29 protein-coding genes, 1 pseudogene and 3 riboswitches are annotated in these 22,815 nt (G+C 32.6%); of the genes and pseudogenes, 18 read left to right on the forward strand and 12 right to left on the reverse strand.

What is annotated here, in order from left to right; translation table 11 throughout:
• Window positions 1–100 precede the first annotated feature (100 nt).
• Window positions 101–217, reverse strand: coding sequence for a 50S ribosomal protein L36 (gene rpmJ / locus AC3B6G_RS07550; protein WP_489849804.1), 117 nt, complete (start codon window positions 215–217; stop codon window positions 101–103).
• Between the two features lie 129 nt (window positions 218–346).
• Window positions 347–871: a methylated-DNA--[protein]-cysteine S-methyltransferase gene (locus AC3B6G_RS07555; RefSeq protein WP_489849805.1), complete on the reverse strand. Its 525-nt coding sequence runs from the start codon at window positions 869–871 to the stop codon at window positions 347–349.
• A 54-nt stretch (window positions 872–925) separates the two neighbouring features.
• On the opposite strand from AC3B6G_RS07555, the gene AC3B6G_RS07560 reads away from it, so the two are divergent.
• From AC3B6G_RS07560 to AC3B6G_RS07575, 4 genes are read left to right on the forward strand one after another with little or no spacing between them, the layout of a single operon-like run.
• A complete protein-coding gene (locus AC3B6G_RS07560) occupies window positions 926–1,162 on the forward strand; it encodes a hypothetical protein (RefSeq protein WP_489849806.1) in 237 nt (78 codons plus the stop codon).
• On the forward strand, window positions 1,155–1,391 hold the full coding sequence (locus tag AC3B6G_RS07565) for a hypothetical protein (RefSeq protein ID WP_489849807.1): 237 nt from the start codon (window positions 1,155–1,157) through the stop codon (window positions 1,389–1,391). Before AC3B6G_RS07560 ends, AC3B6G_RS07565 begins: the two co-directional genes overlap by 8 nt.
• A gap of 15 nt (window positions 1,392–1,406) precedes the next feature.
• Window positions 1,407–1,625 carry a hypothetical protein gene (locus AC3B6G_RS07570; RefSeq protein ID WP_489849808.1) on the forward strand — a complete coding sequence of 73 codons (219 nt, stop codon included), beginning with the start codon at window positions 1,407–1,409 and terminating at the stop codon, window positions 1,623–1,625.
• A 17-nt stretch (window positions 1,626–1,642) separates the two neighbouring features.
• Window positions 1,643–1,888, forward strand: coding sequence for a hypothetical protein (locus tag AC3B6G_RS07575; protein WP_489849809.1), 246 nt, complete (start codon window positions 1,643–1,645; stop codon window positions 1,886–1,888).
• Window positions 1,889–2,253: 365 nt separating this feature from the next.
• On the opposite strand, the gene AC3B6G_RS07580 is transcribed toward AC3B6G_RS07575, so the two are convergent.
• Window positions 2,254–2,460, reverse strand: coding sequence for a hypothetical protein (locus tag AC3B6G_RS07580; RefSeq protein ID WP_489849810.1), 207 nt, complete (start codon window positions 2,458–2,460; stop codon window positions 2,254–2,256).
• Window positions 2,461–2,557: 97 nt separating this feature from the next.
• Between AC3B6G_RS07580 and AC3B6G_RS07585 the strand changes: the two genes are divergently transcribed.
• From AC3B6G_RS07585 to AC3B6G_RS07600, 4 genes and pseudogenes are all read left to right on the forward strand, one after another.
• Window positions 2,558–3,499, forward strand: coding sequence for an NAD(P)-dependent oxidoreductase (locus AC3B6G_RS07585; RefSeq protein ID WP_489849811.1), 942 nt, complete (start codon window positions 2,558–2,560; stop codon window positions 3,497–3,499).
• Between the two features lie 283 nt (window positions 3,500–3,782).
• Window positions 3,783–4,070 carry a putative quinol monooxygenase gene (locus AC3B6G_RS07590; protein ID WP_489849812.1) on the forward strand — a complete coding sequence of 96 codons (288 nt, stop codon included), beginning with the start codon at window positions 3,783–3,785 and terminating at the stop codon, window positions 4,068–4,070.
• Window positions 4,071–4,175: 105 nt separating this feature from the next.
• Window positions 4,176–4,325: pseudogene (locus AC3B6G_RS07595) on the forward strand (helix-turn-helix domain-containing protein); the annotation flags it as partial.
• A gap of 18 nt (window positions 4,326–4,343) precedes the next feature.
• Window positions 4,344–4,586 carry a helix-turn-helix domain-containing protein gene (locus tag AC3B6G_RS07600; RefSeq protein ID WP_489849956.1) on the forward strand — a complete coding sequence of 81 codons (243 nt, stop codon included), beginning with the start codon at window positions 4,344–4,346 and terminating at the stop codon, window positions 4,584–4,586.
• A gap of 91 nt (window positions 4,587–4,677) precedes the next feature.
• Here AC3B6G_RS07600 and AC3B6G_RS07605 read toward each other — a convergent pair whose 3' ends face one another.
• From AC3B6G_RS07605 to thiD, 5 genes are all read right to left on the reverse strand, one after another.
• Window positions 4,678–5,280 (reverse strand): cation efflux transmembrane domain-containing protein, encoded by a 603-nt coding sequence (locus tag AC3B6G_RS07605; RefSeq protein ID WP_489849813.1) that lies wholly within the window; start codon window positions 5,278–5,280, stop codon window positions 4,678–4,680.
• Window positions 5,270–5,590 (reverse strand): ArsR/SmtB family transcription factor, encoded by a 321-nt coding sequence (locus AC3B6G_RS07610; protein ID WP_489849814.1) that lies wholly within the window; start codon window positions 5,588–5,590, stop codon window positions 5,270–5,272. The genes AC3B6G_RS07605 and AC3B6G_RS07610 overlap by 11 nt, the downstream gene beginning before the upstream one ends.
• Window positions 5,591–5,865: 275 nt before the next feature.
• Window positions 5,866–6,648, reverse strand: a complete 783-nt coding sequence (gene thiM, locus AC3B6G_RS07615; RefSeq protein ID WP_489849815.1) for a hydroxyethylthiazole kinase — start codon at window positions 6,646–6,648, stop codon at window positions 5,866–5,868.
• Between the two features lie 2 nt (window positions 6,649–6,650).
• On the reverse strand, window positions 6,651–7,292 hold the full coding sequence (gene thiE, locus AC3B6G_RS07620; RefSeq protein ID WP_489849816.1) for a thiamine phosphate synthase: 642 nt from the start codon (window positions 7,290–7,292) through the stop codon (window positions 6,651–6,653).
• Complete coding sequence (thiD, locus tag AC3B6G_RS07625) at window positions 7,279–8,091, reverse strand: bifunctional hydroxymethylpyrimidine kinase/phosphomethylpyrimidine kinase (protein WP_489849817.1); 813 nt, start codon at window positions 8,089–8,091, stop codon at window positions 7,279–7,281. Before thiD ends, thiE begins: the two co-directional genes overlap by 14 nt.
• A gap of 94 nt (window positions 8,092–8,185) precedes the next feature.
• Window positions 8,186–8,278: riboswitch (TPP riboswitch) on the reverse strand.
• 121 nt (window positions 8,279–8,399) lie between these two features.
• Window positions 8,400–8,492, forward strand: a riboswitch (TPP riboswitch).
• A 104-nt stretch (window positions 8,493–8,596) separates the two neighbouring features.
• Here thiD and AC3B6G_RS07630 point away from each other — a divergent pair.
• The 8 genes from AC3B6G_RS07630 (at window position 8,597) to thiW (ending at window position 15,931) form a co-directional block, all read left to right on the forward strand.
• Window positions 8,597–9,157 carry an ECF transporter S component gene (locus AC3B6G_RS07630; protein ID WP_489849818.1) on the forward strand — a complete coding sequence of 187 codons (561 nt, stop codon included), beginning with the start codon at window positions 8,597–8,599 and terminating at the stop codon, window positions 9,155–9,157.
• Between the two features lie 117 nt (window positions 9,158–9,274).
• Window positions 9,275–10,681, forward strand: a complete 1,407-nt coding sequence (locus tag AC3B6G_RS07635) for an ATP-binding cassette domain-containing protein (RefSeq protein ID WP_489849819.1) — start codon at window positions 9,275–9,277, stop codon at window positions 10,679–10,681.
• Window positions 10,678–11,319: an energy-coupling factor transporter transmembrane component T family protein gene (locus AC3B6G_RS07640; protein WP_489849820.1), complete on the forward strand. Its 642-nt coding sequence runs from the start codon at window positions 10,678–10,680 to the stop codon at window positions 11,317–11,319. The genes AC3B6G_RS07635 and AC3B6G_RS07640 overlap by 4 nt, the downstream gene beginning before the upstream one ends.
• A gap of 9 nt (window positions 11,320–11,328) precedes the next feature.
• Window positions 11,329–11,419, forward strand: a riboswitch (TPP riboswitch).
• A 138-nt stretch (window positions 11,420–11,557) separates the two neighbouring features.
• Window positions 11,558–12,847 carry an LLM class flavin-dependent oxidoreductase gene (locus AC3B6G_RS07645; RefSeq protein WP_489849821.1) on the forward strand — a complete coding sequence of 430 codons (1,290 nt, stop codon included), beginning with the start codon at window positions 11,558–11,560 and terminating at the stop codon, window positions 12,845–12,847.
• Window positions 12,848–12,859: 12 nt separating this feature from the next.
• Window positions 12,860–13,360, forward strand: a complete 501-nt coding sequence (locus AC3B6G_RS07650; RefSeq protein ID WP_489849822.1) for an NAD(P)H-dependent oxidoreductase — start codon at window positions 12,860–12,862, stop codon at window positions 13,358–13,360.
• Between the two features lie 94 nt (window positions 13,361–13,454).
• Window positions 13,455–14,723, forward strand: a complete 1,269-nt coding sequence (locus AC3B6G_RS07655) for an acetylornithine deacetylase (RefSeq protein WP_489849823.1) — start codon at window positions 13,455–13,457, stop codon at window positions 14,721–14,723.
• A 5-nt stretch (window positions 14,724–14,728) separates the two neighbouring features.
• Entirely contained in the window at window positions 14,729–15,412 is a 684-nt protein-coding gene (gene tenA, locus AC3B6G_RS07660; protein ID WP_489849824.1) for a thiaminase II, read from the forward strand.
• Between the two features lie 9 nt (window positions 15,413–15,421).
• Window positions 15,422–15,931: an energy coupling factor transporter S component ThiW gene (gene thiW, locus AC3B6G_RS07665; RefSeq protein ID WP_489849825.1), complete on the forward strand. Its 510-nt coding sequence runs from the start codon at window positions 15,422–15,424 to the stop codon at window positions 15,929–15,931.
• A gap of 247 nt (window positions 15,932–16,178) precedes the next feature.
• Here thiW and AC3B6G_RS07670 read toward each other — a convergent pair whose 3' ends face one another.
• Window positions 16,179–17,495 (reverse strand): sensor histidine kinase, encoded by a 1,317-nt coding sequence (locus AC3B6G_RS07670; protein WP_489849826.1) that lies wholly within the window; start codon window positions 17,493–17,495, stop codon window positions 16,179–16,181.
• Window positions 17,496–17,498: 3 nt separating this feature from the next.
• A complete protein-coding gene (locus AC3B6G_RS07675; RefSeq protein WP_489849827.1) occupies window positions 17,499–18,182 on the reverse strand; it encodes a response regulator transcription factor in 684 nt (227 codons plus the stop codon).
• Between the two features lie 133 nt (window positions 18,183–18,315).
• Here AC3B6G_RS07675 and AC3B6G_RS07680 point away from each other — a divergent pair, with 133 nt between their 5' ends.
• Both AC3B6G_RS07680 and AC3B6G_RS07685 read left to right on the forward strand, forming a co-directional pair.
• Window positions 18,316–20,550, forward strand: coding sequence for a glycosyltransferase family 39 protein (locus tag AC3B6G_RS07680; protein ID WP_489849828.1), 2,235 nt, complete (start codon window positions 18,316–18,318; stop codon window positions 20,548–20,550).
• 14 nt (window positions 20,551–20,564) lie between these two features.
• Window positions 20,565–21,530 carry a glycosyltransferase family 2 protein gene (locus tag AC3B6G_RS07685; RefSeq protein ID WP_489849829.1) on the forward strand — a complete coding sequence of 322 codons (966 nt, stop codon included), beginning with the start codon at window positions 20,565–20,567 and terminating at the stop codon, window positions 21,528–21,530.
• 25 nt (window positions 21,531–21,555) lie between these two features.
• Here the strand turns inward: AC3B6G_RS07685 and AC3B6G_RS07690 are convergent, their stop codons facing one another.
• Together AC3B6G_RS07690 and AC3B6G_RS07695 are read right to left on the reverse strand one after the other, a co-directional pair.
• Window positions 21,556–22,020, reverse strand: coding sequence for a threonine/serine exporter family protein (locus AC3B6G_RS07690; RefSeq protein ID WP_489849830.1), 465 nt, complete (start codon window positions 22,018–22,020; stop codon window positions 21,556–21,558).
• A complete protein-coding gene (locus tag AC3B6G_RS07695) occupies window positions 22,017–22,781 on the reverse strand; it encodes a threonine/serine exporter family protein (protein WP_489849831.1) in 765 nt (254 codons plus the stop codon). Before AC3B6G_RS07695 ends, AC3B6G_RS07690 begins: the two co-directional genes overlap by 4 nt.
• Window positions 22,782–22,815: the final 34 nt, after the last annotated feature.

The raw sequence follows: 22,815 nt of genomic DNA on the forward strand, positions 1-22,815 counted from the left end.
TACCCGCCGAGGAAATTAGGAAGTCATTTAATAAAATAAGTATATCACGTTAAGTTGATTAGACTAAAAAAGACTGCTGATTAGCAGTCTTTTGATAGGTTTATCCCTGACGTTGATTTAACTTTGGATTCTTTTTATTGATAATAAAAACATGACCACGACGATGAACAACTTGACTATCTTTATCGCGTTTCTTCACAGATGCTCTAACTTTCATAATATGGCCTCCTAAAAATTACTTATTATTTGTAAGCAGTTATTATAATAGCATACTTTTTTAATATTAGTTAATATAACGCTCACAAAATAATTTTACATGATAAAATTGAAAGCAAATTTATTATACCTAAAGTGAATTAGGGCCATTATGAATGGTGTTCTTTTCTAGTTCCAATAAGAAACTTTTTCTTTGAATCCCAGCAGCGTATCCGGTTAATTTGCCATCATTTCCAATTACACGATGGCATGGTATTATTAACAAAATGGGATTGTGACCAACTGCATTTCCAGTTGCGCGAGCTTTATTGACTTTATGTGGGATGTTTTCCTGCATTTTGTCTGATAGTTGTTTATAGGTTACTGTATGACCATAGGAAACCCTTTTTAATTTATTAAGAACGTTGTTTCGAAAAGGGGTTTCATTTAATTTGACCGGGACGTTGAATGGATTCGGATTTTGTCCATCAAAATAAAGGTTTAACCATTTTGTTGCTATCTTGATGGGGGTGGATGCATAGACTTTGGCATCAGATAACTTATAGCTTCCACCGAAATTAATTTGATCTTTAAACCATAATCCCAATAAATTTGATTCATCACTTAATAATACAATTTCACCAATCGGTGACTTGTAAAAATTTTTGAATAGCATGATTTCACTCCTTAAATAGACTAGGGGATATTTTAGATTAATGTAGGTATATTTATGAAAAAAATAAAATTTAAAGAATACACGTTTTATTACGATTATTCACTTTCTAATTGTATTATTTATAGTAATAATTTAACACTAATTAATTTTGATGATGAAGTAAGAATTAATATTTCAATTGATGATGGTAAATTATTATTTAGACCCAGAAATAGCGTAACCATTCGGAAAAGTAAAACTAGAGAATATATATTGATGTCCAATGAAGATTATGGAGGGAACGATGATTAATAACATAAAAGTTGGGAAGTATTCATTTCTTTACGATGAAGAAAATAATCCGTTAATAACCAATAATAACAATTTATTATTAGTTCTTGATGATGATTATTCAAATGTGCTATTGAAAATTGTTGTTTCAGAAAATGAGGTTGAGTTTATTCCAACTGAACATGTAGATATACAAAAATTTAAAATAGTTGCGTTATTAGGTTTTCAATATAAGATTATTTCATTATAATTAACGAGGTAAAAAATGAGGACAATTAAAATTGAAAAGTTTACTTTTCAATACGACGAAGATGAGATGGTTTGTTTTTTTGATAACTCAAATCAGCGTGCGGCATTTATTCAAGGTTCTGAAATGCAGTTAGTTATAGATATAGTTGATCATGAAGTTGTTTTTCATCCAGGAGTTAGTGTTAATATTTATGAGGTCGAGGATAATCTGTACCAAATTGAGTCATCTTATTAGAATAGGAGATTAGATATATGAAGAAAGTTATTCTAAACGACTATATATTTTTATATGCTGATAATATGACTTATTTTTTTGATAAGAGATATAATAATGTATTATTTATGAGGGTTTTAAATAATAGTGGTGGCGTTCAATTTTATGATGATGCAAATATCATCATTCAATTTTCCAACACCTCACTAAAATTTATTCCATTATGGAATATAGAAGTAGAACGAATTGATGATAAAATATATAAACTAGCGTTTGATGACTAAATGAACTAGGTTAAGAATATATATAATAAATATCATTTATACCGCGGGTTATTATTGTTAAATTAATTAAAGATGAGTTTAGGTATAAAAGAGAAGGTAACAAAGGCATAAACTGTTACCTTCTCTTTTTTAACTAATTTATTCATGCCATTTCACGGCACCTTTTTTAGGTTCAATATAATGCATAATGATTTTATTTATCAAAACGAGCTTGTTTTTCTGCCTTGCTTTGGTGATTAGACTTGAAGAACATAAAGAAACCAAAGCATCCAGGGAAAAACGACATAAGGACCCAAGAGTTACCAGAAATTAACGTACAAACGGTTATTGTGATGACTGAAAAGATAATGTTACCAATCAAATTTTTAGAGCAAACCTAATCCAATATGCTGATTATCTTTTGGAGTTATATTAAACTTTGCTGGAATTCCGATTAATGCAAAAACAATACATTTTAATGTCATATAAATGATACATAAATTAATGATGACCAATACTATGATTATTTTTAACATTTCTTGCCAAATTGATGAGGAGGCCACACCACCATTAATAATTGATAATTTATTCATTCTCTAACATCATTTCTTCAAGTTGTTTTATTAGACATAATTTATTGTTTAGAACTAAGATATAAAATATAGTGAATTAAAACTAGGAGGGATTATTTTGAGTAAAAAAATTTTATTAACACCAGTTATCGATAATCTTATTCATCAACGAATCATTGATAATGGTCTGGATCCAGTAATCTTGAAATCTGAAGATGAAAAATCCATTTTAGATAAAGCAAGTGATGTTGATGCAGCTATTTTAATGGAATTACCATTTCCTAATTCTATGTATGATAAAATGCCTAAATTAAAAATCATTGCTCGTCAAGGGGTTGGTTATGATAATGTGGATACTCAAGCCGCTGCTGAACATAATATTTGGGTAACTAATACACCTGGTGGTAATGCGGTTTCAGTTGCTGAAAATGTAATTACTGATATGTTGATTTTGTCTAAACATTCCTATACCATCTCTAACAAGATGCGTGAGGGAGACAGCGATTATGGTCAAACCATCATGAGCACTCAAATCACTGATAAAACCCTAGGAGTAGTTGGTCTTGGTCATATTGGTCAAGAAGTGGCTAAGCGCGCCCAAGCTTTAGGAATGAATGTTTTAATTTATAATCGAACTCCTAAGAATACAACTTATGGTAAATTTGTTTCAAAAGAAGAGTTATTTAAGAACAGCGATTACATTACCTTACACTTACCAGCAGTTAAAGGAACTATTAACACTGTTTCAAAAGATGAATTTAAGATGATGAAAAAATCAGCTTATTTGTTGAACTTAGGTCGTGGTCCATTGGTTGATCAAGACGCTTTTGTTGATGCGATTAAAAGCAAAGAAATTGCTGGAGCAGCCCTAGATGTTTATGACAAAGAACCATTACCAATGGATAGTCCGATTCGTAAGTTAGATAATGTCTTCTTAACGCCTCATTGTGCTGGCCATTCAATAGAAGGATGGACTAAGATGGCTAACCAAGCGTTGAATAATGTCTTAGCTGTATTAAATGGTAAAAAACCTGAAAATGCGGTCAATGCTGTAAAGTAATATTTAAAATTAAAGAGATGATTTTATGATAATGCCAATTTTTATGATTTTTATTTTTTCTTTAATATTATCTTTTATAAATACTAAATTAAGAAAGCTTTTTATAATACTGTGTTTAGGAAGTTTTTTGATGCTTGCTATTATAATTATTAATTTTTATTTTACTGGCTGTTGATTTATATATTGTAATTATTAATATCATCTTAATTTTGAACGATTGTACACTGTTTAAATGATAAATAATGATAAAATTAAATCATTATATAATATATGAGGTGATTTCATGATTATTGTAAACGTAAGAATTACCATCGATGCTAATAAACGAGCAGAGTATCTTTCATTTATTGAAGACTTAGTTACTAAGTCACTTAAGGACAAAGGAAATCTTGCTTATGGACATTATCAAGATATAAATAATACTGAAAAATATTTAATTTTAGAACATTGGGATAATCAAGCTGATCTCGATGCACATTTAAAAACCCCGCATTTAATTAATTTTAAAGAACATATTAATGACTATACCGTAAAAGATCCTGAATTATTGTTTATGAGCGAAAATAAATAAAATGAAGCATCCCTTATAATTTATGAAGTGCTCTAAAATTGTTAGACAAAATCTAATAATTTTGGAGCACTTTTTTATGACTAATATAATTTTCAAAATAAATATCAAGCTGTTAAATCCTATTTAAATGACGATAAATCAATGAACTCTATTGCTAGAGAACTTGATACGGATTCTTCTGTTATTAGGAGATGGATCAATACGTGGAAAGAACAGGGCTATATTGGTCTTCGTGTAAAACACCATAAGATCTAATATGACTTATCTTTTAAAATAAAGACGATTAAATATTATTTAAATCATAAGATGGGTCTAAGTAAATTTGCTGCTAAGTTTGATATTAATGCTTCTCAATTTTACTCTTGGATTATAATTTTTAATGCCGAAGGTATTAAAGGCTTAAAACCTGTTCCTAAAGTGAGATCGCCTAAAATGAAGAAAGAATTGAGAGGTTATCAAATCGATTACATAGCGTTAAAAATGATTGCCCAGTTGAAGAAGGAAGGAAAAATGTAGAAAAAACGAAAGTAGTGTCTTTACTCTGGGCTAAATATAAATCTGTTTTTAAGTTAAACGAGTTAATAGTAGAAATACAATTTAATATTGATTATTCTCTTAGTTCATTAATTGCTTCTTTTGCAATTAAAATCGCTACAAATAATGATGCAATTGATTCTGCCCACCAGAAACCAAAGAATTGGTTACAAAACAATCCAATTAAAACAGTTGTAGCTAATGCAAAACAAGTAAGATTACATATACTATCTTCAATTAGTGCATGGGAATTTAGTTTCTTACCTAGGTTCCTTTTTAATTTAATTAGAATTGGCATTACAATAATCGACCCAAGAGTTATCAATAGTCCACTTGTACTATTATCTGGGACTTCATGAGTCCATAGGTTATAGATAGAATTAATAACAATGTAAGCAATCAGTAATAATAATATCCAGTTAATGAATAATTCTGTTTTTTCTTCAGCTTTTTTTATGTTATTGATATCAGCGCCTTTAAATTCCTTATGTAACCGCCAGATTAAAATACAACCAGCAATTACTTCTAGAATGCTATCTAAGCCGAAAGCAATTAATAGGATTGAGTGGGCTTGAATACCTGCGATTACTGCAATAATAAATTCTAATGCCATCCAAAAATTAGAAAAAATTTCAATATGAATTGCTTTGTAACTTAGTCGTTCTCTATTTTCCATGTTTAACACCCCTAATAACGTGATCTGAATGTTCGATTGCTTCATTTATAATATCGAAAATATGCGGATCATCAACTTGATATTCCTTGCTTTTGCCTATGGCTTTAACGCTTACTAGTTGAAAATCACGAAGAACTTTCAGCTGATGTGAAACAGCTGATTGTTCTAAGCTTAATTGATTAGCAATGCTATTTACTGGTAACGGATTGTGGTCAATTAAATATAGTATTTTTAAACGATTAATATTACTAAGCATTTGAAAGATATCTTTAACTTCTTCTAAGTGATTTTGATCAATATTTATTTTCATATGAATTTCTCCTCATATGAAAACTATATCATATATTTTTGTTCATAAACCTAAGTATGATAATGACATTAACGAATTCTTCAGTGAAATTATCAATAAAACTACTAAATCTGATTATAGAATATAGAAAATTTTAAGTTTATTGATGATAAAGCTAATCTCATTATTGACGATATAAAACTATAGATTCAGTATTTATCGGTATATTTAATTAAAAAACTTCTTCGTTGGCTCAAACTAACGAAGAAGTTTTTATTATTCATTTGACTTAATCCCTATATTGTAATTATATTTTGATTTTCATTGATTTTTTTATCATCTATTTTTGCTAATTGATTAAAAAATTCAAGCATGAAAGAAGCTGGATCATTAGGATATTTTTTGCCAGCTATTTCACCACAAATGCTGAAAAGAGAAGTGCCCCAAGCTAATGTTTGTAAATCGTTTGTACATGCTAAAGCAGCTGCAATTACACCATCCAACATATCTCCAGAACCAACATTGGTCTTAAAAAAAGGATGACCGTTTTTTACTTCATAAGTTTCTGTTCCATCAGTTACGATGTCGTATTGGCCAGATGTAACAACAAAACAATTATATTTTTTAGCAACGATTTTTGATATTTTTGCAATATCTGCAGAACCATTGCCAGCATCGATTCCATTGGCATGCCAAGGAACATTTGCTAAATGGGCAATTTCACCGGCATTACCACGAATAACTGAAAAATGAAGTTGTTTGCTAATTAACATGAAATTTTCGTGACGTAATTGAGTTGCACCAACAGCGACAGGATCAACAATTACAGGGATTTTATTTTTATTAGCTACTTTTCCACTTTTTAAAATATTATCGATTCGTTCTTTATTCGTTGAACCTAGATTAAATACAACAGCTGAAGAAATCGCAGTTAAGTCTTCTGCTTCTCTTGAGTCAGTGAACATGATAGGGGAGCCCCCAAAGAAATTAATGGCGTCAGCCACTCTTTGTGGGGTAACCATGTTAGCAACATTTAAAATGACAGGGGATTTTTGCTTTATCTCTAGTCTTGAAGTCATAATTATTTTTCTCCTTTTAGCATTGAAATTGTATCCTTTAAGTTACTAGATTTCATAATGTCTGAAATGACTGAAATTCCCTGGACACCAGTTTGAAGAACCTCTTTGACATTAAAGCTTTTAATTCCCCCAATTGCAACAATTGGTAAAGAAACATGATTCATCACAGTTCTTAATCCTTTAGTTCCAATCTGAGGTTTTGGATCAACTTTACTATGAGTTTGAAAAATTGGACCAACACCAAGGTAGTTAACATTTTTAAGATTACTTTGTGATAATTCTTTTAAATCGTGTACAGATAACCCAACAAATAAACCGTCAGCTTCTTTAATTGTTTCTTGAATTGGCGTATCTGATTGGCCAACGTGAATGCCATCAGCATCAATTTGATGTGCTAATTGAATATCATCATCAACTACTAACGGGATATTGTACTTACTAGTGATTTTTCTGATGGCTGAGCCAACGATTAATTTTTTATTATCAGGTAATGAATGAGGCCCTTTTTCACGATATTGAAACATTGTAATCCCATTTTGACAAGCAAGTTCAACTTGGTTTAAAAATTTTTCAACATTACCATCAATATTTTGGGTTCCACCAACAAAATATACTTGTAGATATTCTGGTTTAAATTTCAACATTAGACTCTTCAGCTCCCCAATGATTTAACGGACCATGGCCCTGGCCAACATGAATTTCATGTTGCAAAATTTGATTAAGGTATCTCTTAGCTTTTTTAATTGCTTTTTCAATCGTAGATCCTTTAGCAAGTTCCGCAACCATAACTGATGAAAGGGTATCTCCAGTACCATGTTTTCTTTTTGAATTGACGTGTTGACCGCTCATCCAAAAATGAGTTCGATCTGCGAGTAAAACGTAATCTTTATTTACTGGACCGTTTGAATGACCACCCTTGATAACAACATTATTAGCTCCTAAAGTTTTAATTTCGTTTGCAGCTTTAATAATATCTTGATCATTATTTATCGAATGTTTCACGATTGTTTCAGCTTCAGGTAGATTGGGAGTAACGATTGTCGCCAATGGTAATAGTTCATTGATAACAACATTAATTGCATCATCACTAAGTAGTTTGGCACCTCCTTTGGCAACCATTACTGGATCAACTACTAAAGTTCCGAATGAGTATTTTTTAATATTTTGAGCAACGTTTCTCACGTGTTCGGCATCAAACAGAGCACCGGTCTTACAAGCCTTAATATGAAAGTCATCATCAATTGATTTGAACTGTTTATCTAGCATTTCCAAGGGTAAAGGATAAACATCTTGAACGCCAAGCGTATTTTGGGCTGTGACACCAACGACAACGTTTGTACTAAAAACATGGCATTCCTGCATCGTTTTAATATCAGCCATCATACCAGCACCACCACCAGAATCAGTTCCAGCAATCGTAAGAGCTTCTGGGTATTCTTTCATTTGAATTCCTCCTAAATGATTATTTCCACTGAAAAATAAAAAAGCAAATTCCGCACTAACTCCAGAATTTGCTTATAATTAATCGCCTAATACATTCGATTATTTAACCACGTTTCCTACGCTAGTATTATCTAGAGTCAGGTTCAATGGGTATGATCTCAGCCTAATGGCACCCCAGTGGACATTAATTTATTTAATTACGAAAATAATATATCACAATCTAAAAAAATTGTCGACTTTACTTTTTTATTTTAACTTGCATTTAATTCTTTTTTAAGTTAAGATTTTAATTGTTAAAAATCAAATTAATAAATCACTAGGGGCGCTATAAATAGCTGAGATTGAACCCTTTGAACTTGAACTAGTCAGGACTAGCGGAAGGAAAGTGAATGTTTAAATATCGATGTATTAATAGTGATATTTTTAGGCACTCCTTTTCGAGGAGTGCCTTTTTTAGTGAGTTATAATTTGAAATCTATAAATTATTTGTTGGGAGACAAGAGTTATGGCATTAAAAAAATGGAATTTGAAATCAATTATTTTACTAACTTTGATTTCAATTGTTTGTGGGATTATTTTTTGGTTAGCTGGTTTTGCTTATAATCTGTTACAATTAGCATTAACCCCAGTTGGATTACAACCATTATCGAACGATATGCTATTAGGACTTTGGATTGTTGCGGGACCATTAGCAGGATTGATTTTGAGACGACCTGGTGCAGCTTTGTTTGGAGAAGTACTTGGTGCAGTAGTTGAAATGTTAGTTGGAAGTCAATGGGGCGTAATGGCTGTTGTATCTGGTATTATTCAAGGTGCTGGTGCTGAAGCAGGTTTTGCCCTAACTGGATATAAGAAATATAATCATGTGAGTTTAACACTTGGGGCTGTTTTTACCACCATCATCACGTTTGCTTGGGATTGGTTTAAGAACGGTTACAACGAATACGCATTTGGCTTATTAGTGGTTATGTTCATTGTTAGATTTATTTCAATTTGGATTTTCAGTGACCCATTCCCATTGTTGATTAATAAGTTGCTGAATCGAAGCCAGATTGCGAACAAATAGTTTAATTAAATTGAATTAATTTTGGGGTGCCAGCTGGCTGAGATTATACCTATAATGATTTGATTCAGCGGTTCCTTTTTAGGTGCCGCTTTTTATTTATAAATTTGGAGGAAGATAATGCCAACAATTCAATTGCATAGTTTAACTTTAGGTTATGTTGATCAACAACCATTAATAACCAATGTTGATGTAACCTTTCCAAGTCAACAAATATCATTATTAATAGGGCCTTCTGGGATGGGTAAATCAACATTATGTGAATTAATTACAGAAGGGAACATTGATGATAATTTAGCAATTAAGGGGACAATCACGTTTGACGGTAAGGAAGATTCTGAAATTTCTAAAGAAGAACGGAGCAAATGGGTAGCAATGTTATTTCAGAATCCTGATCAACAATTTGCAATGCCAACAGGGAGGCAAGAAATTCAATTTGCTCTCGAAAATATCTGTACTCCTGTTAAAGAAATTTCTAAAAGAATTGAGCAAGCAGTTAAAATTACTGGAATACAAAACATTGTTGACCATCCAGTTAATCATTTATCTGGTGGTGAACAACAAAAAATTGCTTTGGCAGTCATCATTGCAATGGATTCTAAAATTATTGTTTTAGATGAACCATTTGCAAATATTGATCAACAAAGTCGTAAACAATTGATGAACGTTTTACGTCAACTTAAGAAAACCATTATTATTGTTGATCATGATTTAAGTGGTTATGAAGATATAACCAAGAATATTTTTGAATTAAAGCAACATACCATTAAACAATTATCTAAATCTGAAATCAATTCATTAACTGCAAACTTTAATCAAGAACAGCTTCAATTTGTTAAAGTTGATGAGAATCCTTCATTTCAATTTAATTTGCAGTTAAATCAGTTACAATTAAATAATTATGATCAAGTGTTATTGAATGTTAGTGATTTTAAGTGGTGTGTAAACGCTATTACTATCATTCAAGGAGAGAACGGTGTAGGAAAGTCAACATTATTTAAAGCGATGACTAAAGCTTTCCCATATACTGGGACAATTCTGTATGATAAGAAATCAATTCAAAAAATTAAGACCAGACAATATCTAAAACATGTGGCTTTGCTTTTTCAAGAAGCCAATACGCAATTTATTATGATGACGGTTAAAGAGGAGATCCAATTATCGAAACAAAATTCAGTTACTAATCTTTTTTCAGACGAACTAATCAACAAGTGGTTAAAACAGCTGAATTTATTTGAACATAAGGATCAAGTTGTTTACACGTTAAGTGGCGGGCAAAAGAAAAAATTACAAATATTATTAATGTTAATTATGGGGCAGAAAATTTTGTTAATGGATGAACCTTTTGCAGGATTGGATTATCACTCAATTCAGGTTGTATGTGAGCTATTGATTGATGCAAAAAATAAATTTGGTCAGACGATTATTATCATTACTCATCAATTGAACGGCTTAGAATCAATTATTGATCACTATGTTCAATTTAAAAACAAAACTCTTACGGAAATGAAAGTGGTGAAAAAATGAATCCGGTACTAAGTTTTTTAATGGTTCTGATTTTAGGACTTGAAATTACATTTACTAATGTAATCCCGATTAATATTATTATAATGCTAATTTGTTTAATTATCGTTTTAACAAATCATCCAAGCAAGAAAATAATTTATGCATTGATTTTTTCACCGCTGCTCCCTGCAATTGGGACTTACATTGCGCAAAGGACCTTTGGAAGTCCATTTAAGGGGGAAGTGCTTGCTACGAGAATCTATGCTTATATCTTTTTGGGGGCAGCTTTTATCCAAGTTAATAATTCTCGTCAGTTTGCTATGACGTTAGAACAGACTTTTAAAGTTCCAACAAAGGTTGTTTATGGAGTCTATGGAGCAATGAATTTGTTTGGCAAAGTCCAAGTTGCAATTAATGAAATTCGTTCTGCAGCGTTAATGCGGGGAACATACCTATCTTTTTGGTCTCCCAAATTGTATTTTAAAGCGATTTTAAAGACGTGGCGTTGGTCAGATAACCTTACTAAAGCAATGTTTTCGCATGGTTTTGTTGAGGATGCTCCAAGGACACACTTAGAGCAAATTAAGATTCCATTGATTCAATATATAATAGTAGGAATTGTAATTTTATTGATTCCAATCACTTTATTATTATTATAACAGAAGAATAAAAATCACTAGGGGTGCTTTTATAGCTGAGATGAAACCCTTTGAACTTGAACTAGTTAATACTAGCGTAGGGAAGTGAATGTTTAAATATTGTCTTATTGTGAAAAATATTTAAAGCACTTCTTTTTAGGAGTGCTTTTTATTTATCTATATTAATAAATTAGAAATCAATTACTTCAGATTCAATTTATTATTGTTAATTATGCTTATGTATAGGAGGAAAATTAAATTGAAAAAGCAGATGCATTTAGGAGCGCTTTTATTTAGTTCAGGTCATCATGGAGCAGCTTGGAAAAGACCTAATAGTAGTATTGATCAAGTCGGAAATATTGAATATTTTCAAAAATTAGGACAGATTGCAGAAAGTGGTAAATTTGATTGTTTGTTTTTAGCTGACGGCCAATCGATTATGGGTGGCTATTATGGTGGAGTTTCATATTTTCTAGAGCCAATAACATGTATGACAGCTATTGCAACAAAAACAAAACACATTGGTTTAGTTCCTACAGTTTCTTCAACATTATATGATCCATATAATATAGCAAGATTAATTTTAAGTTTAGATCATATTAGTCATGGCCGAGCAGGTGTTAATATTGTAACATCCATGTTTGATGCAGAAGCTCAAAATCATGGACTAAGTAGGTTACCTAATCATTCTGAACGTTATTCTAGATCTGATGAATTTATAAGTGTTATGAAACAACTCTGGAATTCTTTTCCTAAAGAGTCGATTATTGATGATTATAAGAATAATCAATGGCTTGATCGTTCCATAATTAAGCCCATTAATCATAAAGGAAAATACTTTAATGTAAAGGGTCCTTTAAATATACCTTCATCTCCACAAGGAGATCCAGTTATTTTTCAAGCAGGAGCATCGGAACAAGGTAAAAACCTAGGAGCTAAATATGCTGATGCGATTTATTCAGTAGCTTGGGATTTAAAAGAATCACAAAATTATTATAATGATATTAAACGAAGAGCTGATTCGTTTTCACGTCCTAAAAACATCCCATTAATTTTACCAGGATTAGTTCCTTACGTTGGCAGTACACATGAAGAAGCTGTAAGAAAACAGAAGAAATTAGACGATTTATTACCACTAAATGAATCAGTTGCACAACTTGGTGATTTTATAAATCAAGATGTTAGTAAGTGGGATTTAGATGGTCCTGTTCCACAATTACCATCAGTTGATGAATTTAGTGGACCAAAAGGTCGCTATGAAGTTATAAAAAGAATTGTAGATGTTGATAAACCAACTGTTAGACAATTATTCCAAAGATTAGCTGCTGGAGGAGGTCATGCAACTGTTGTTGGTTCCCCAGACGAAATAGCTGACATGATGCAAAAATGGTTTAACAATAATGGAGCAGATGGATTTAATATTATGGAACCAACTTATCCAGAATCTCTAGAAGACTTTGTTAATTATGTTGTACCAGTTTTGCAAAAAAGAGAATTATTTAGAAAGCAATATACAGGTAAAACTTTAAGGGATAATCTTGGAAATTAAGGGGGCTTTTAAATGTCTAATGTATTATTTATTTCTGGACATCCTAAATCTAATTCAATGTTAAACGATTATATTATTAGCAACTTACAAAAGAAACTTTCTAATGCAACAATTGATATATTAAATTTAAATAATAATAATTATGAATTTAATATAACTCAAGAACAATCAAAGATTATTAAAGCAGATGTAATTGTTTTTCAATTTCCGGTGTATTGGGGGTCTACGCCCTTTTTACTAAAGAAATGGATTGAAGATGTATTTACTAAGGGATTCGCTTATGGTAATGAGAAGAAAAAACTTGCTAATAAAACATTAATAGTTTCGCTTACTTTCGGATCCATAGCTAACAATATTTCTATTAGACAAGTAATATCTCCTTTACAGTCTTTTTCAAATTATTGTCATATGAGGTGGGGTGGATTTACTTATATTGATAATGTTAAAAATAAATCTCATAAATATATAGATAATTATTGTAAGTCTCTGATTTTTTTGATCGAAACATACTAATTAATTATTTTTTAAACTGTTTTAAAATATTTTTTTGAAATGATATTTTTAGATTAGATAATTTAATAGAAAATAATTTTATTAGGAGGTTATTATGACTGAAATAGATGAAGTTATTAATAAAGTAAGTAAAAATGAGCTTTTACAATTATTAGATAAATTGGTGTCATTCCCAACTTTAGATCCACCCGGTCGAAATTCTAATGAAGCTCAAGGTTTTATTGTGGATTTCTTGAAAAATTTAAATTTTAATGTTGATCAATGGGAGATGTACCGCGACGATTCAATAGTTGTTGGAACTTCATCAAAAAATAATTCTGGCACATACCAAAACTTGATTTTAAATGGGCATATTGACGTTGCAGAATTACAAAAGGACGAAAAATGGAATTCGAATCCATTTAAATTATTGGTTAAAGGGAATCGAGCATATGGTCGTGGTGTTGCGGATATGAAAGGAGCTATGGCTGCAATGTTACTTGCGATAAAATTATTGAGAAATTCTGCAATCGATTTACCTGGCAATTTAACCTTTGAATCTGTTATTGGCGAAGAAAGTGGTGAAGCTGGAACCTTAGCTGCAATTGAACATGGCTATAAATCGGATTTTGCAATTGTTGGTGACATTAGTGATTTTCACATTCAAGGTCAAGGTGGTGTTATTACTGGTTGGATAACGATAAAAAGTGATCAGACGTTTCACGATGCTACGAGACGGCAAATGATTAACGCGGGTGGTAAGTTACGTGGAGCAAGTGCAATTGAAAAAATGATGAAAATCATTCAAGGACTTAATGAATTAGAACGAGATTGGTCAATTAATAAAAGCTATCCTGGTGTTGAACCTGGCTCAGATACGATCAATCCAGCAGTAATTGAAGGTGGTCGAAACGCTGCTTTTGTTGCGGATGAATGTCGATTGTGGGTAACAGTGCATTTTTATCCGAATGAAGATTATAAGGAAGTAATTAAAGAAGTTGAAACTCATATTAATAATGTGGCAAAAGCAGATGTTTGGTTGAAGGATCACATGCCATTGTACAAGTGGGGTGGTAAATCCATGATTGAAGACCGCGGTGAAGTGTTTCCAGCGTTAGATTTGAATAAGGATGCTAATTCTGTAAAAATGCTTAAACAAACCCATGAACAGGTTACCAAAACAACAGCAGTAGAAGATGTGTCGCCAAGTGTTACGGATGGTGGTTGGTTTGGTTATAAGGGAATTCCAGCTGCTATTTATGGACCAGGACAAATTGAAGAAGCGCATTCTGTTAACGAATCAGTTTCGATTGATGATTTAGTAGACTATACCAAAGTATTAATTAAATTTATGTATGAATGGTTAAATACTAAGAAAGGATAATATTAATGAAATTTAGTGAACAATTAATTAATGATTTAGGTAGTATTTGGGAAGCTAATCATCAACACCCATTCGTAAAGGAATTAGCTGCTGGAACATTGCCGGTTGAAAAATTTAGGTTTTATATGATTCAAGACTATTTATATTTAAAAGACTATGCAAAATTATTTGCTCTAGGATCATTTAAGGCTAATGATTTAAAAGTTGAAGCAAAGTTTGCTGACTTGTTATCTGAAACTCTTAATACGGAAATGGGTTTACATCGTCAATATGCAAAGCGGTTTAAAATTAGTGAAAATGAATTAGAAAACGCAGAACCAACTCCAGTTACGTTAAGCTATACCAACTACATGTTATCAGTGGCACAAAGTAGTGGATTAGAAATGGTTATCGTTGCACTATTACCGTGTATGTGGAGTTACAACCAAATTGGCTTAAAATTAGTAGATACACCTGGGGCAAAAAGTGAATTATATTCAAACTGGATCAAAATGTATTGCAGTAATGAATATACTGAACTAACTAATTGGACCATCAGTTTGTTGGATAAGCTCACTTCTGATTTGGATAAAAATTATCTAAAGAGGTTAGAACAAATTTTTATTAACACAACGCGTTATGAATATCTATTTTGGACAATGGCCTATGAAAAACAAAGTTGGCCTAGTAACATAGCAATGAAGGGATAGATAAGATAATTGAATAACAATACTAAATTACAAAAAATAACGATTTTATCATTAATGATTGCAATGGACTTCATTTTGTCTCCAATATTTAGAATTGAAGGGATGGCACCAATGTCGAGTGTGATGAATGTTACTGCTGCAGTTTTAATGGGACCAGAATATACAGTTTTGATGGCATTAATATGCGCTGCAATGAGAATGCTACTTTTTGGAATTCCACCATTAGCATTTACCGGGGCATTCTTTGGTGCTTTATTAGCAGGATTCTTTTATAAATATAGTAAGAATATTTGGTTAGCAGCATTAGGAGAAATTATTGGGACTGGATTATTAGGCTCATTGGCTTCTTATCCAATAATGGTTCTTTATACTGGTACTACTAGCAATTTATATTGGTGGATATTTACTCCACGTTTCTTTGGTGGTGCAATATCAGGATCTGTAATTGCAATGTTGTTATTACATCGATTAACAAAACTAGCTAGCTTTAAGAAAATTCAACATGAATATTTTAATTAGTGAATTTTAATAATATTAAAAAAAGCCATATCCATTACTTTTAAGTATTGGATATGGCTCTTTGAATAAGGGCAAGATAGAAGATATTTTTAGGGTGTCTTATGAAGAAATTATAAAGGATTCTTGCCCTGTAATTAAGGATGCCATTTATCATAATTAGAAACAACGAAATTCATTATTTGCTAATCTTTCTTAATTCATTTTTTAGTTTCGTTTAAGGTTGGAGCGATTAATATTTTATATATCTCTAATGAAGTGGAATTTGGATTGAAAAGACAATTCCGTGGGGAAGTAAATCCCTTACTGATATTCGACCATGATGTTCGTTAACGATCCATTTAGCGATTGAAAGTCCGAGCCCATAACCACCAGTCGAAGATGCCCTTGATTTATCCGTTCGATAGAACCGATCAAAAATGTGACTTTTATCTTCATCACTAATTGAAGGACCAGAGTTACTTATTTTTATTGTTAGATAATGTTCATTATTAGTTGCAGAAATACTGATTGTGTCACTAGCTTTAGTATATTTAAATGCATTATCAAAGATAATGGTAAGTAACTGGTGAATTAAATCTGCGTCAATATTAGCTGACGAATCAGTTTGAATTCTTTCTTCAAAATGTTTTTGTTGACTAATGGCTATTTCTTTATAGGGACGAATAATATTAGTTAACCAAGGCTTAATTGGCGTTGATTGACGATTTATTTGAATGATATTTGAATCGGAACGGGACAACATTAGTAATCGATCAGTCAAAATTTTAAGATGTTTCGTTTCATCTAAGGTCGTTGAAACAGCTTCAACTTGATTCATGATGGTATCTTTCGGTTTAGTAAGTAACGTTTCCATTTGGTTTTGAATAACTGTTAATGGGGTTCTAAGTTCATGAGCAGCATTTGAACTAAATTCGCTTTGGCGTTGCCATGATTTTAGAATTGGTTTCATTGAGGAACGGGACAATAAGAAAGCAACAATAATTGCTAATAGCCAGAAAATTAACAGCGTTGCAACTAACGAATTTTTAAAGCTATTGATTGCCAATAAATCACTATCAACGTTTTCTAACAATAGAACGTATTTACCAGCAACTCGTTTATCAGTATTTGAGTTAGGAATTTTAATTAATAATGAACGAAAATGGCTAACAATTCCGTCATAAGAAAGACTCATATCTAGAACCTTATTTACTGTTCTTTTATCCAATTGAGCTGTGTTCAATAATTTAAAATTACGATTTCCAATCGAAGCAGAATTTTCAATTTTGCCCTTTTTATTGAAAACCAGTTGAGTTGTTCGAAAAGGACTGTTTACTGATGGACCTTGAGAAAAGTTACGCCCATGAGTAAATTGAGGCTGCATGGGTCTTTGTTGTTGTTTAGGTTGTTTTGGATGAATTAATTGGGTCTTTTGAAAATTAAGGCTATGGTCAATGTTTTTATATATAGATTGATTAAAGAAAAAGTAAATCACGAATCCTAAACTAATAAATATTAGTGCAAAGGCAAATAGTTCTTTAATAAATAAGTTGAATTGTTGTTTTTTCTGTGGATTATCCTTCATTACTTACTCCGTTTCTAAAATATATCCGACATTTCGCAATGTTTTGATTGGTTGTTGATCTAGTAATGGTTTAATTTTTTTTCTAAGGTTACTCATATAAACTTCAACAACCGTTAATGTTGTTTCAGAATCAAATCCCCATAATCGATCAAAAATTTGATCCTTGGTAATAATAATATTGGGGTTCTGCATAAAGTAGATTAATAAATCATATTCTTTTCCGTTCAATTGAACTTGTTTACCATTGATTTCAATCGTGTGATTATCTAGATCAGCGTGAAATGGTCCCACAACTAATTGATTTTCAGCTCCTAAACGACCAGAACGTTTTAGAATTGCCTTAACTCGCATCATTAATTCTTCACGATGAAATGGTTTCGTTAGGTAATCATCGGCTCCGTTTGAAAATCCTTGAACCTTATCCGCAATTGTATCTTTAGCAGTTAATATTAAAACTGGTAATGATAAATGATCTTCGTTACGCCAATGATGTAGTACGCTGTAGCCATCCCGATCAGGGAGCATTAAATCCAAAATGGCAATATCATAGATGTTATCCTGGCCCATTTGAGTTCCAGTGAGACCATCATTTGCGATTGCTGTTTCACCAAGGGGTTTTAAAAAAGTTGCAATGCTTTTCGCTAATGCTTCATCATCTTCAACGATCAATATTTTTAAATTTTTCATTCGTAATCACTCCTAATAGATAATATTGTAACTTGATTGAGAAAAAATATCATTTTAATTTTATTTTTTAAGGTTGATTTATGGTTCACCCTTTAGAATACAGATATTCAATAAAGGAAAGGGGCAATCGAAAATGTCAGATCAAGAAAACATTCGATCAAGACCAAAGTCGAACCACCAATTTAAAATTGATTGGTTCTTAACTGTTATATTGGTCGCATCAGCATTGCTATATACATGGAAAATTTGGGAGTCAGGGAGTGCCAATGATTTTTATACATCGGCGATTACTAGTATGACGGAAAGCTGGAAAAACTTCTGGTATGCTAGTTTTGATCCTGCTGGATATATAACTGTTGATAAGCCACCAGTTGCACTTTGGTTCATGGCAATTAGTGCTAAGATATTCGGGGTTCATCAATGGAGTGTTGTATTACCATCAGTGCTCTTTGGGATTGGTTCCGTATATCTAATTTACCGTTTGGTAAAACCGAAGTTCGGTAGATTGGCAGCGAACCTTTCAGCGTTAATAATGACAATTACACCAATCGTAGTTGCAGATTCTAGAACTAATAATATGGATGCAACGTTAGTGTACTTCTTACTATTAGCTTTCTACTTTGTTCAAAAAGCAGTTGATACTAAGAGTATCTGGAAATTATTGATTAGTTTTGCAATTATCGGGATTGCATTTAATACCAAAATGCTTCAAGCGTTTATGGTATTACCAGCAATCGTTATCTTTTACTGGATTGCCTCTCATTACAACTGGAAAAAGAAACTTGCTCATTTATCAGCAGCAACGGTTGTACTGGCTATCTTCACGTTAATCTGGCCATTGTCAGTTGATATGACACCAGCTAGTAAACGACCATATGAAGGTGGTTCTCAACATAATTCTGTGATGGAATTAGCGTTTGGATACAATGGGACTCAGCGTTTATTAGGTCAAACTACTGGAACTGGTGGAGCATTCCCAGGAATGGGAAATAGCAGTAAAAGTAAGAGTAAGAGTGGTCAACCAGGTGGTCAAATGGGTCAACCTGGTGGATCTAACAGTAAAAATAAGCCTCAAGGAATGAAAGGGAATCCTGGTAAGGGGACTAAACCTTCTGGTTCTCAACAACCTGGTGGAACGAAGCCTTCTGGTCAACCCGGCGGAAAGCAAAAAGGTGGTATGGGAGCCGGTGGTGGAGGTGGTGCCTTCAACATCGGAACAGCTGGACCATTTAGATTGTTCCAAAGTGCACTAGGACCACAAATAAGTTGGATGTTACCATTTGCAATCTTTGGATTAATCAGTTCATTTGTATACTTTATGAAACGTAAAAAGAAATGGTACCAACTTCAATTAACTGAACAACAAAAAGAAATTGTTCTTTGGGCTGGTTGGTTAGTTCCGGTATACGGATTCTTCTCCGTGGCTAGTTTCTTTCATCCATACTACACGATCATGTTAGCACCACCAATTGCCGCTTTCTTCGGAATTGGATTCGTAACGATGTTCAAGCAACTAAAAAGCGCAACGTTCCGTGATTGGAAACGGTACTTATTACCATTAGCTGTTGCTTCAACATCATTTCTACAAGCCTGGTACTTAAGTAGCTACTACATGTGGGCTGCTTGGTTGTTAGTCATAGTCGGTAGTGTACTTTCAATTGTTTTATTAATTCGCCCCAAGAAGTCATTAAGAACGTTCACATTGGGGAGTTTAGTTGCCATTATGCTGGCACCAGGTTTTTGGTCAATGACACCTGCAATTGCTGGTGAATCTGCAGCAATTCCAACCGCTGGTCCCGATTTACTAACTAGTGGCGGAAACAACATGGGTGGCATTGGTAGTGGTTCCGTTAACAATAAATTGTTGAAGTACGTTGAAAAGAATCAAGGAAATGCCAAATATTTATTTGCAACTGATGATTCATCAACTGCGGCTCCATACATTGTAAAAACTGGTAAAGCTGTTATGGCAATGGGTGGTTTCAATGGAACTGACCCGGCAATTACATTAACTCAATTCAAGAAGTTAGTAAAAACTGGTCAATTGAAGTACTACTACTCTGGTGGTAAGGCTGGTTCTGCAAATAGCTCAATCGTTAACTGGATCAAGAAAAATGCAACTAAAGTAAAAGCCAGCGAATACGGTGGCACATCCAGTTCTAAGCAAACAAATCAATCATCAGGAATGAATAAAATGCCAAGTAGGATGAAGATGTCTGGTAAAAAGATGACAGGTCAAAAACCATCCCAGAAACCATCACAAAAGCCATCTGGAAATAATAAGAAATCAGGAATGCCTAGCAACGGTGGTGGCATGATGGGTGGTAATAATGGAACCCTTTACGATTTATCAACTATTTACAAATAGGGAGGTTATAAATAATGTTAAGAAATAGCAATCCATTGATTTCGATCGTGTTACCAGTTTTTAATGAAGAACCTGGAATTAAAAGAACGATTGAAGTCCTAGAAAATTATGTTAATAGTCAAAAAGAAAGATATGAATTAGTATTTGTTGATGACGGTTGTAGCGATCGTAGTCCTGATATTATAAAGTTAGCTTCACAAGAGCATAATAATATTCGTTTAATAAGTTTCTCACGTAATTTTGGACATCAATTAGCAATTACGGCTGGAATTAGATATGCATCAGGGGACGCTGTTGTTGTGATGGATGCAGATTTACAAGATCCACCATCGGTAATTCCAGAAATGATTAAACAGTGGCAAGATGGCAGTGACGTTGTTTATGGGAAACGAATTCAAAGAGACGGCGAGAGCTGGTTCAAAAAGGTAACTGCTGCTGCTTTTTACCGGATTTTACATCGAGTTGCAAGTATTGATATTCCAATGGATACTGGTGATTTTCGCTTAATGGATCGAAAAGTAATTAATGTTTTATCCAAGATGAACGAACCTGATCCTTTCGTTCGAGGGATGGTTAGTTGGGTTGGATTTAAACAAACTTTTGTCCCATATGAACGAGAAGAACGAGTTGCTGGGAAAACGAAATATCCATTATCTAAGATGCTTCATTTATCCGCAAATGGATTAACTTCATTTTCAGATTTACCATTAAAATTGGTTACATTTTTAGGTACTTTATCGTTATTATTTGGTGGAGTTTATGGAATCGTAAGTTTGTTTACTGGTTTTCATACCCTTCAATTTGTAATCGTTTCAATGTTTGGGTTAATCGGTAGTTTAATGATTGCTTCTGGAATCATGAATGCATACTTGTACCGTATTTTTGAACAATCTCGTGAACGCCCTTTATACATTGTAGAAAAGACGACGGGGTTTCAAAAATCGGAGTCGCTCCCGTTCATGAAAAGAAAAATTAGTTAAAGAAAAAAGTTGAAATCTTTTGATTTCAACTTTTTTTGTGATTGATTCTTTTAGATAGTTTAATGATCAATGGTTTAACTAAAGTAAAAATAATTTCACCAATAATAAATCCAATTACCAAAGCCATTGCGATCAAACCAGTTTTTAAAAACTTTCCCATTGCTGATTGATTAGCTCCAACAGTTAATAATTCCATACTTTTGTAGAATAAAGCTCCGGGAACTAGTGAAATAACGGCTGGAACGAATATTAAGTTAACGGGAGTTCTAATAATGACGGCTTCAATGTTTGCAAATAATCCAATAATAATCGCAGCCATAAGGTTAGGAATAATTACGTTAGTAGTAACTCCAGAGATAATGATATAAACGGTCCATGATAGTGCGCCAACTAATCCTGAAAATAGTAGGGTTCTTCTAGGAACGTTTGTAATGATTCCATATCCCCAAGTTGATAAAAAGCCAAATATAAATTCAATTAATAAAATCATAAATGACCTCCTAATGCCCATGTAATTAGCAAACGTCCAATAATAACACTACTGCTGATTGCTAAAGCTGTTGTTGTAGCATCGATGAATAGAATCACTCCTGATAAAATGTTCCTTGCCATGAATTCACGAAATGAGTTCGTCAACGCAACTCCGGGGACTAATGGCATGAGAGCACTAAATAAAACTGTTTCTAAGTTACTAAATGGGAGAATTTCATAAATAATTGCAGCAACGATTCCAATTACTAATCCTCCACTAGCAACATCTAAATAGGGTCTATTAGTAAATTGTTGCATTCCAAGACACGCAAGATATCCTAGGATACCAACAAAAAAAGCAATTAACAGATTATACCAAGGCGTGTGGAATAGTAACATTGGAGCAACTGAAACTAAACCAGCTCCTAAAATTTTTTTCCATAATGGAAAATCAATTACTTTTGCTTTAATTCGATAGTAGTCACTTTGTAAAAAATCATACCCAATTTCCCCAGCAACATATCGTCTAGATAAATCATTGATTTCATCAACTTTTTGAAAATTTAATTGATGTTCACGGACCTTTAAAGCTTGATCTTTCATCCCATCATGATAGTAAACGAACAACATATTTAAATCAGCGTAACAATGTAAATCTAAACCAGTTTTTTGGCCAATGTATTCAACAGTCTGTTCGACACGATTAATTTCTGCCCCACTAATTAATAGTGTTTTTCCAACTTCGCAACAAAAATGAGCAATCTGGTCTTCCTCAGTCATGGTTTCACTTCCCAATGTATTTTTTCAATTATAT

It is taken from the genome of Nicoliella sp. ESL1149, assembly GCF_058107265.1.

Coding starts and splice junctions, on each gene's coding strand:
- rpmJ (WP_489849804.1), bottom strand. CDS start 217: ATGAAAGTTAGAGCATCTGTGAAGAAACGCGATAAAGATAGTCAAGTT.
- AC3B6G_RS07555 (WP_489849805.1), bottom strand. CDS start 871: ATGCTATTCAAAAATTTTTACAAGTCACCGATTGGTGAAATTGTATTA.
- AC3B6G_RS07560 (WP_489849806.1), top strand. CDS start 926: ATGAAAAAAATAAAATTTAAAGAATACACGTTTTATTACGATTATTCA.
- AC3B6G_RS07565 (WP_489849807.1), top strand. CDS start 1,155: ATGATTAATAACATAAAAGTTGGGAAGTATTCATTTCTTTACGATGAA.
- AC3B6G_RS07570 (WP_489849808.1), top strand. CDS start 1,407: ATGAGGACAATTAAAATTGAAAAGTTTACTTTTCAATACGACGAAGAT.
- AC3B6G_RS07575 (WP_489849809.1), top strand. CDS start 1,643: ATGAAGAAAGTTATTCTAAACGACTATATATTTTTATATGCTGATAAT.
- AC3B6G_RS07580 (WP_489849810.1), bottom strand. CDS start 2,460: ATGAATAAATTATCAATTATTAATGGTGGTGTGGCCTCCTCATCAATT.
- AC3B6G_RS07590 (WP_489849812.1), top strand. CDS start 3,783: ATGATTATTGTAAACGTAAGAATTACCATCGATGCTAATAAACGAGCA.
- AC3B6G_RS07605 (WP_489849813.1), bottom strand. CDS start 5,280: ATGGAAAATAGAGAACGACTAAGTTACAAAGCAATTCATATTGAAATT.
- AC3B6G_RS07610 (WP_489849814.1), bottom strand. CDS start 5,590: ATGAAAATAAATATTGATCAAAATCACTTAGAAGAAGTTAAAGATATC.
- thiM (WP_489849815.1), bottom strand. CDS start 6,648: ATGACTTCAAGACTAGAGATAAAGCAAAAATCCCCTGTCATTTTAAAT.
- thiE (WP_489849816.1), bottom strand. CDS start 7,292: ATGTTGAAATTTAAACCAGAATATCTACAAGTATATTTTGTTGGTGGA.
- thiD (WP_489849817.1), bottom strand. CDS start 8,091: ATGAAAGAATACCCAGAAGCTCTTACGATTGCTGGAACTGATTCTGGT.
- AC3B6G_RS07630 (WP_489849818.1), top strand. CDS start 8,597: ATGGCATTAAAAAAATGGAATTTGAAATCAATTATTTTACTAACTTTG.
- AC3B6G_RS07635 (WP_489849819.1), top strand. CDS start 9,275: ATGCCAACAATTCAATTGCATAGTTTAACTTTAGGTTATGTTGATCAA.
- AC3B6G_RS07640 (WP_489849820.1), top strand. CDS start 10,678: ATGAATCCGGTACTAAGTTTTTTAATGGTTCTGATTTTAGGACTTGAA.
- AC3B6G_RS07650 (WP_489849822.1), top strand. CDS start 12,860: ATGTCTAATGTATTATTTATTTCTGGACATCCTAAATCTAATTCAATG.
- AC3B6G_RS07655 (WP_489849823.1), top strand. CDS start 13,455: ATGACTGAAATAGATGAAGTTATTAATAAAGTAAGTAAAAATGAGCTT.
- tenA (WP_489849824.1), top strand. CDS start 14,729: ATGAAATTTAGTGAACAATTAATTAATGATTTAGGTAGTATTTGGGAA.
- AC3B6G_RS07670 (WP_489849826.1), bottom strand. CDS start 17,495: ATGAAGGATAATCCACAGAAAAAACAACAATTCAACTTATTTATTAAA.
- AC3B6G_RS07675 (WP_489849827.1), bottom strand. CDS start 18,182: ATGAAAAATTTAAAAATATTGATCGTTGAAGATGATGAAGCATTAGCG.
- AC3B6G_RS07680 (WP_489849828.1), top strand. CDS start 18,316: ATGTCAGATCAAGAAAACATTCGATCAAGACCAAAGTCGAACCACCAA.
- AC3B6G_RS07685 (WP_489849829.1), top strand. CDS start 20,565: ATGTTAAGAAATAGCAATCCATTGATTTCGATCGTGTTACCAGTTTTT.
- AC3B6G_RS07690 (WP_489849830.1), bottom strand. CDS start 22,020: ATGATTTTATTAATTGAATTTATATTTGGCTTTTTATCAACTTGGGGA.
- AC3B6G_RS07695 (WP_489849831.1), bottom strand. CDS start 22,781: ATGACTGAGGAAGACCAGATTGCTCATTTTTGTTGCGAAGTTGGAAAA.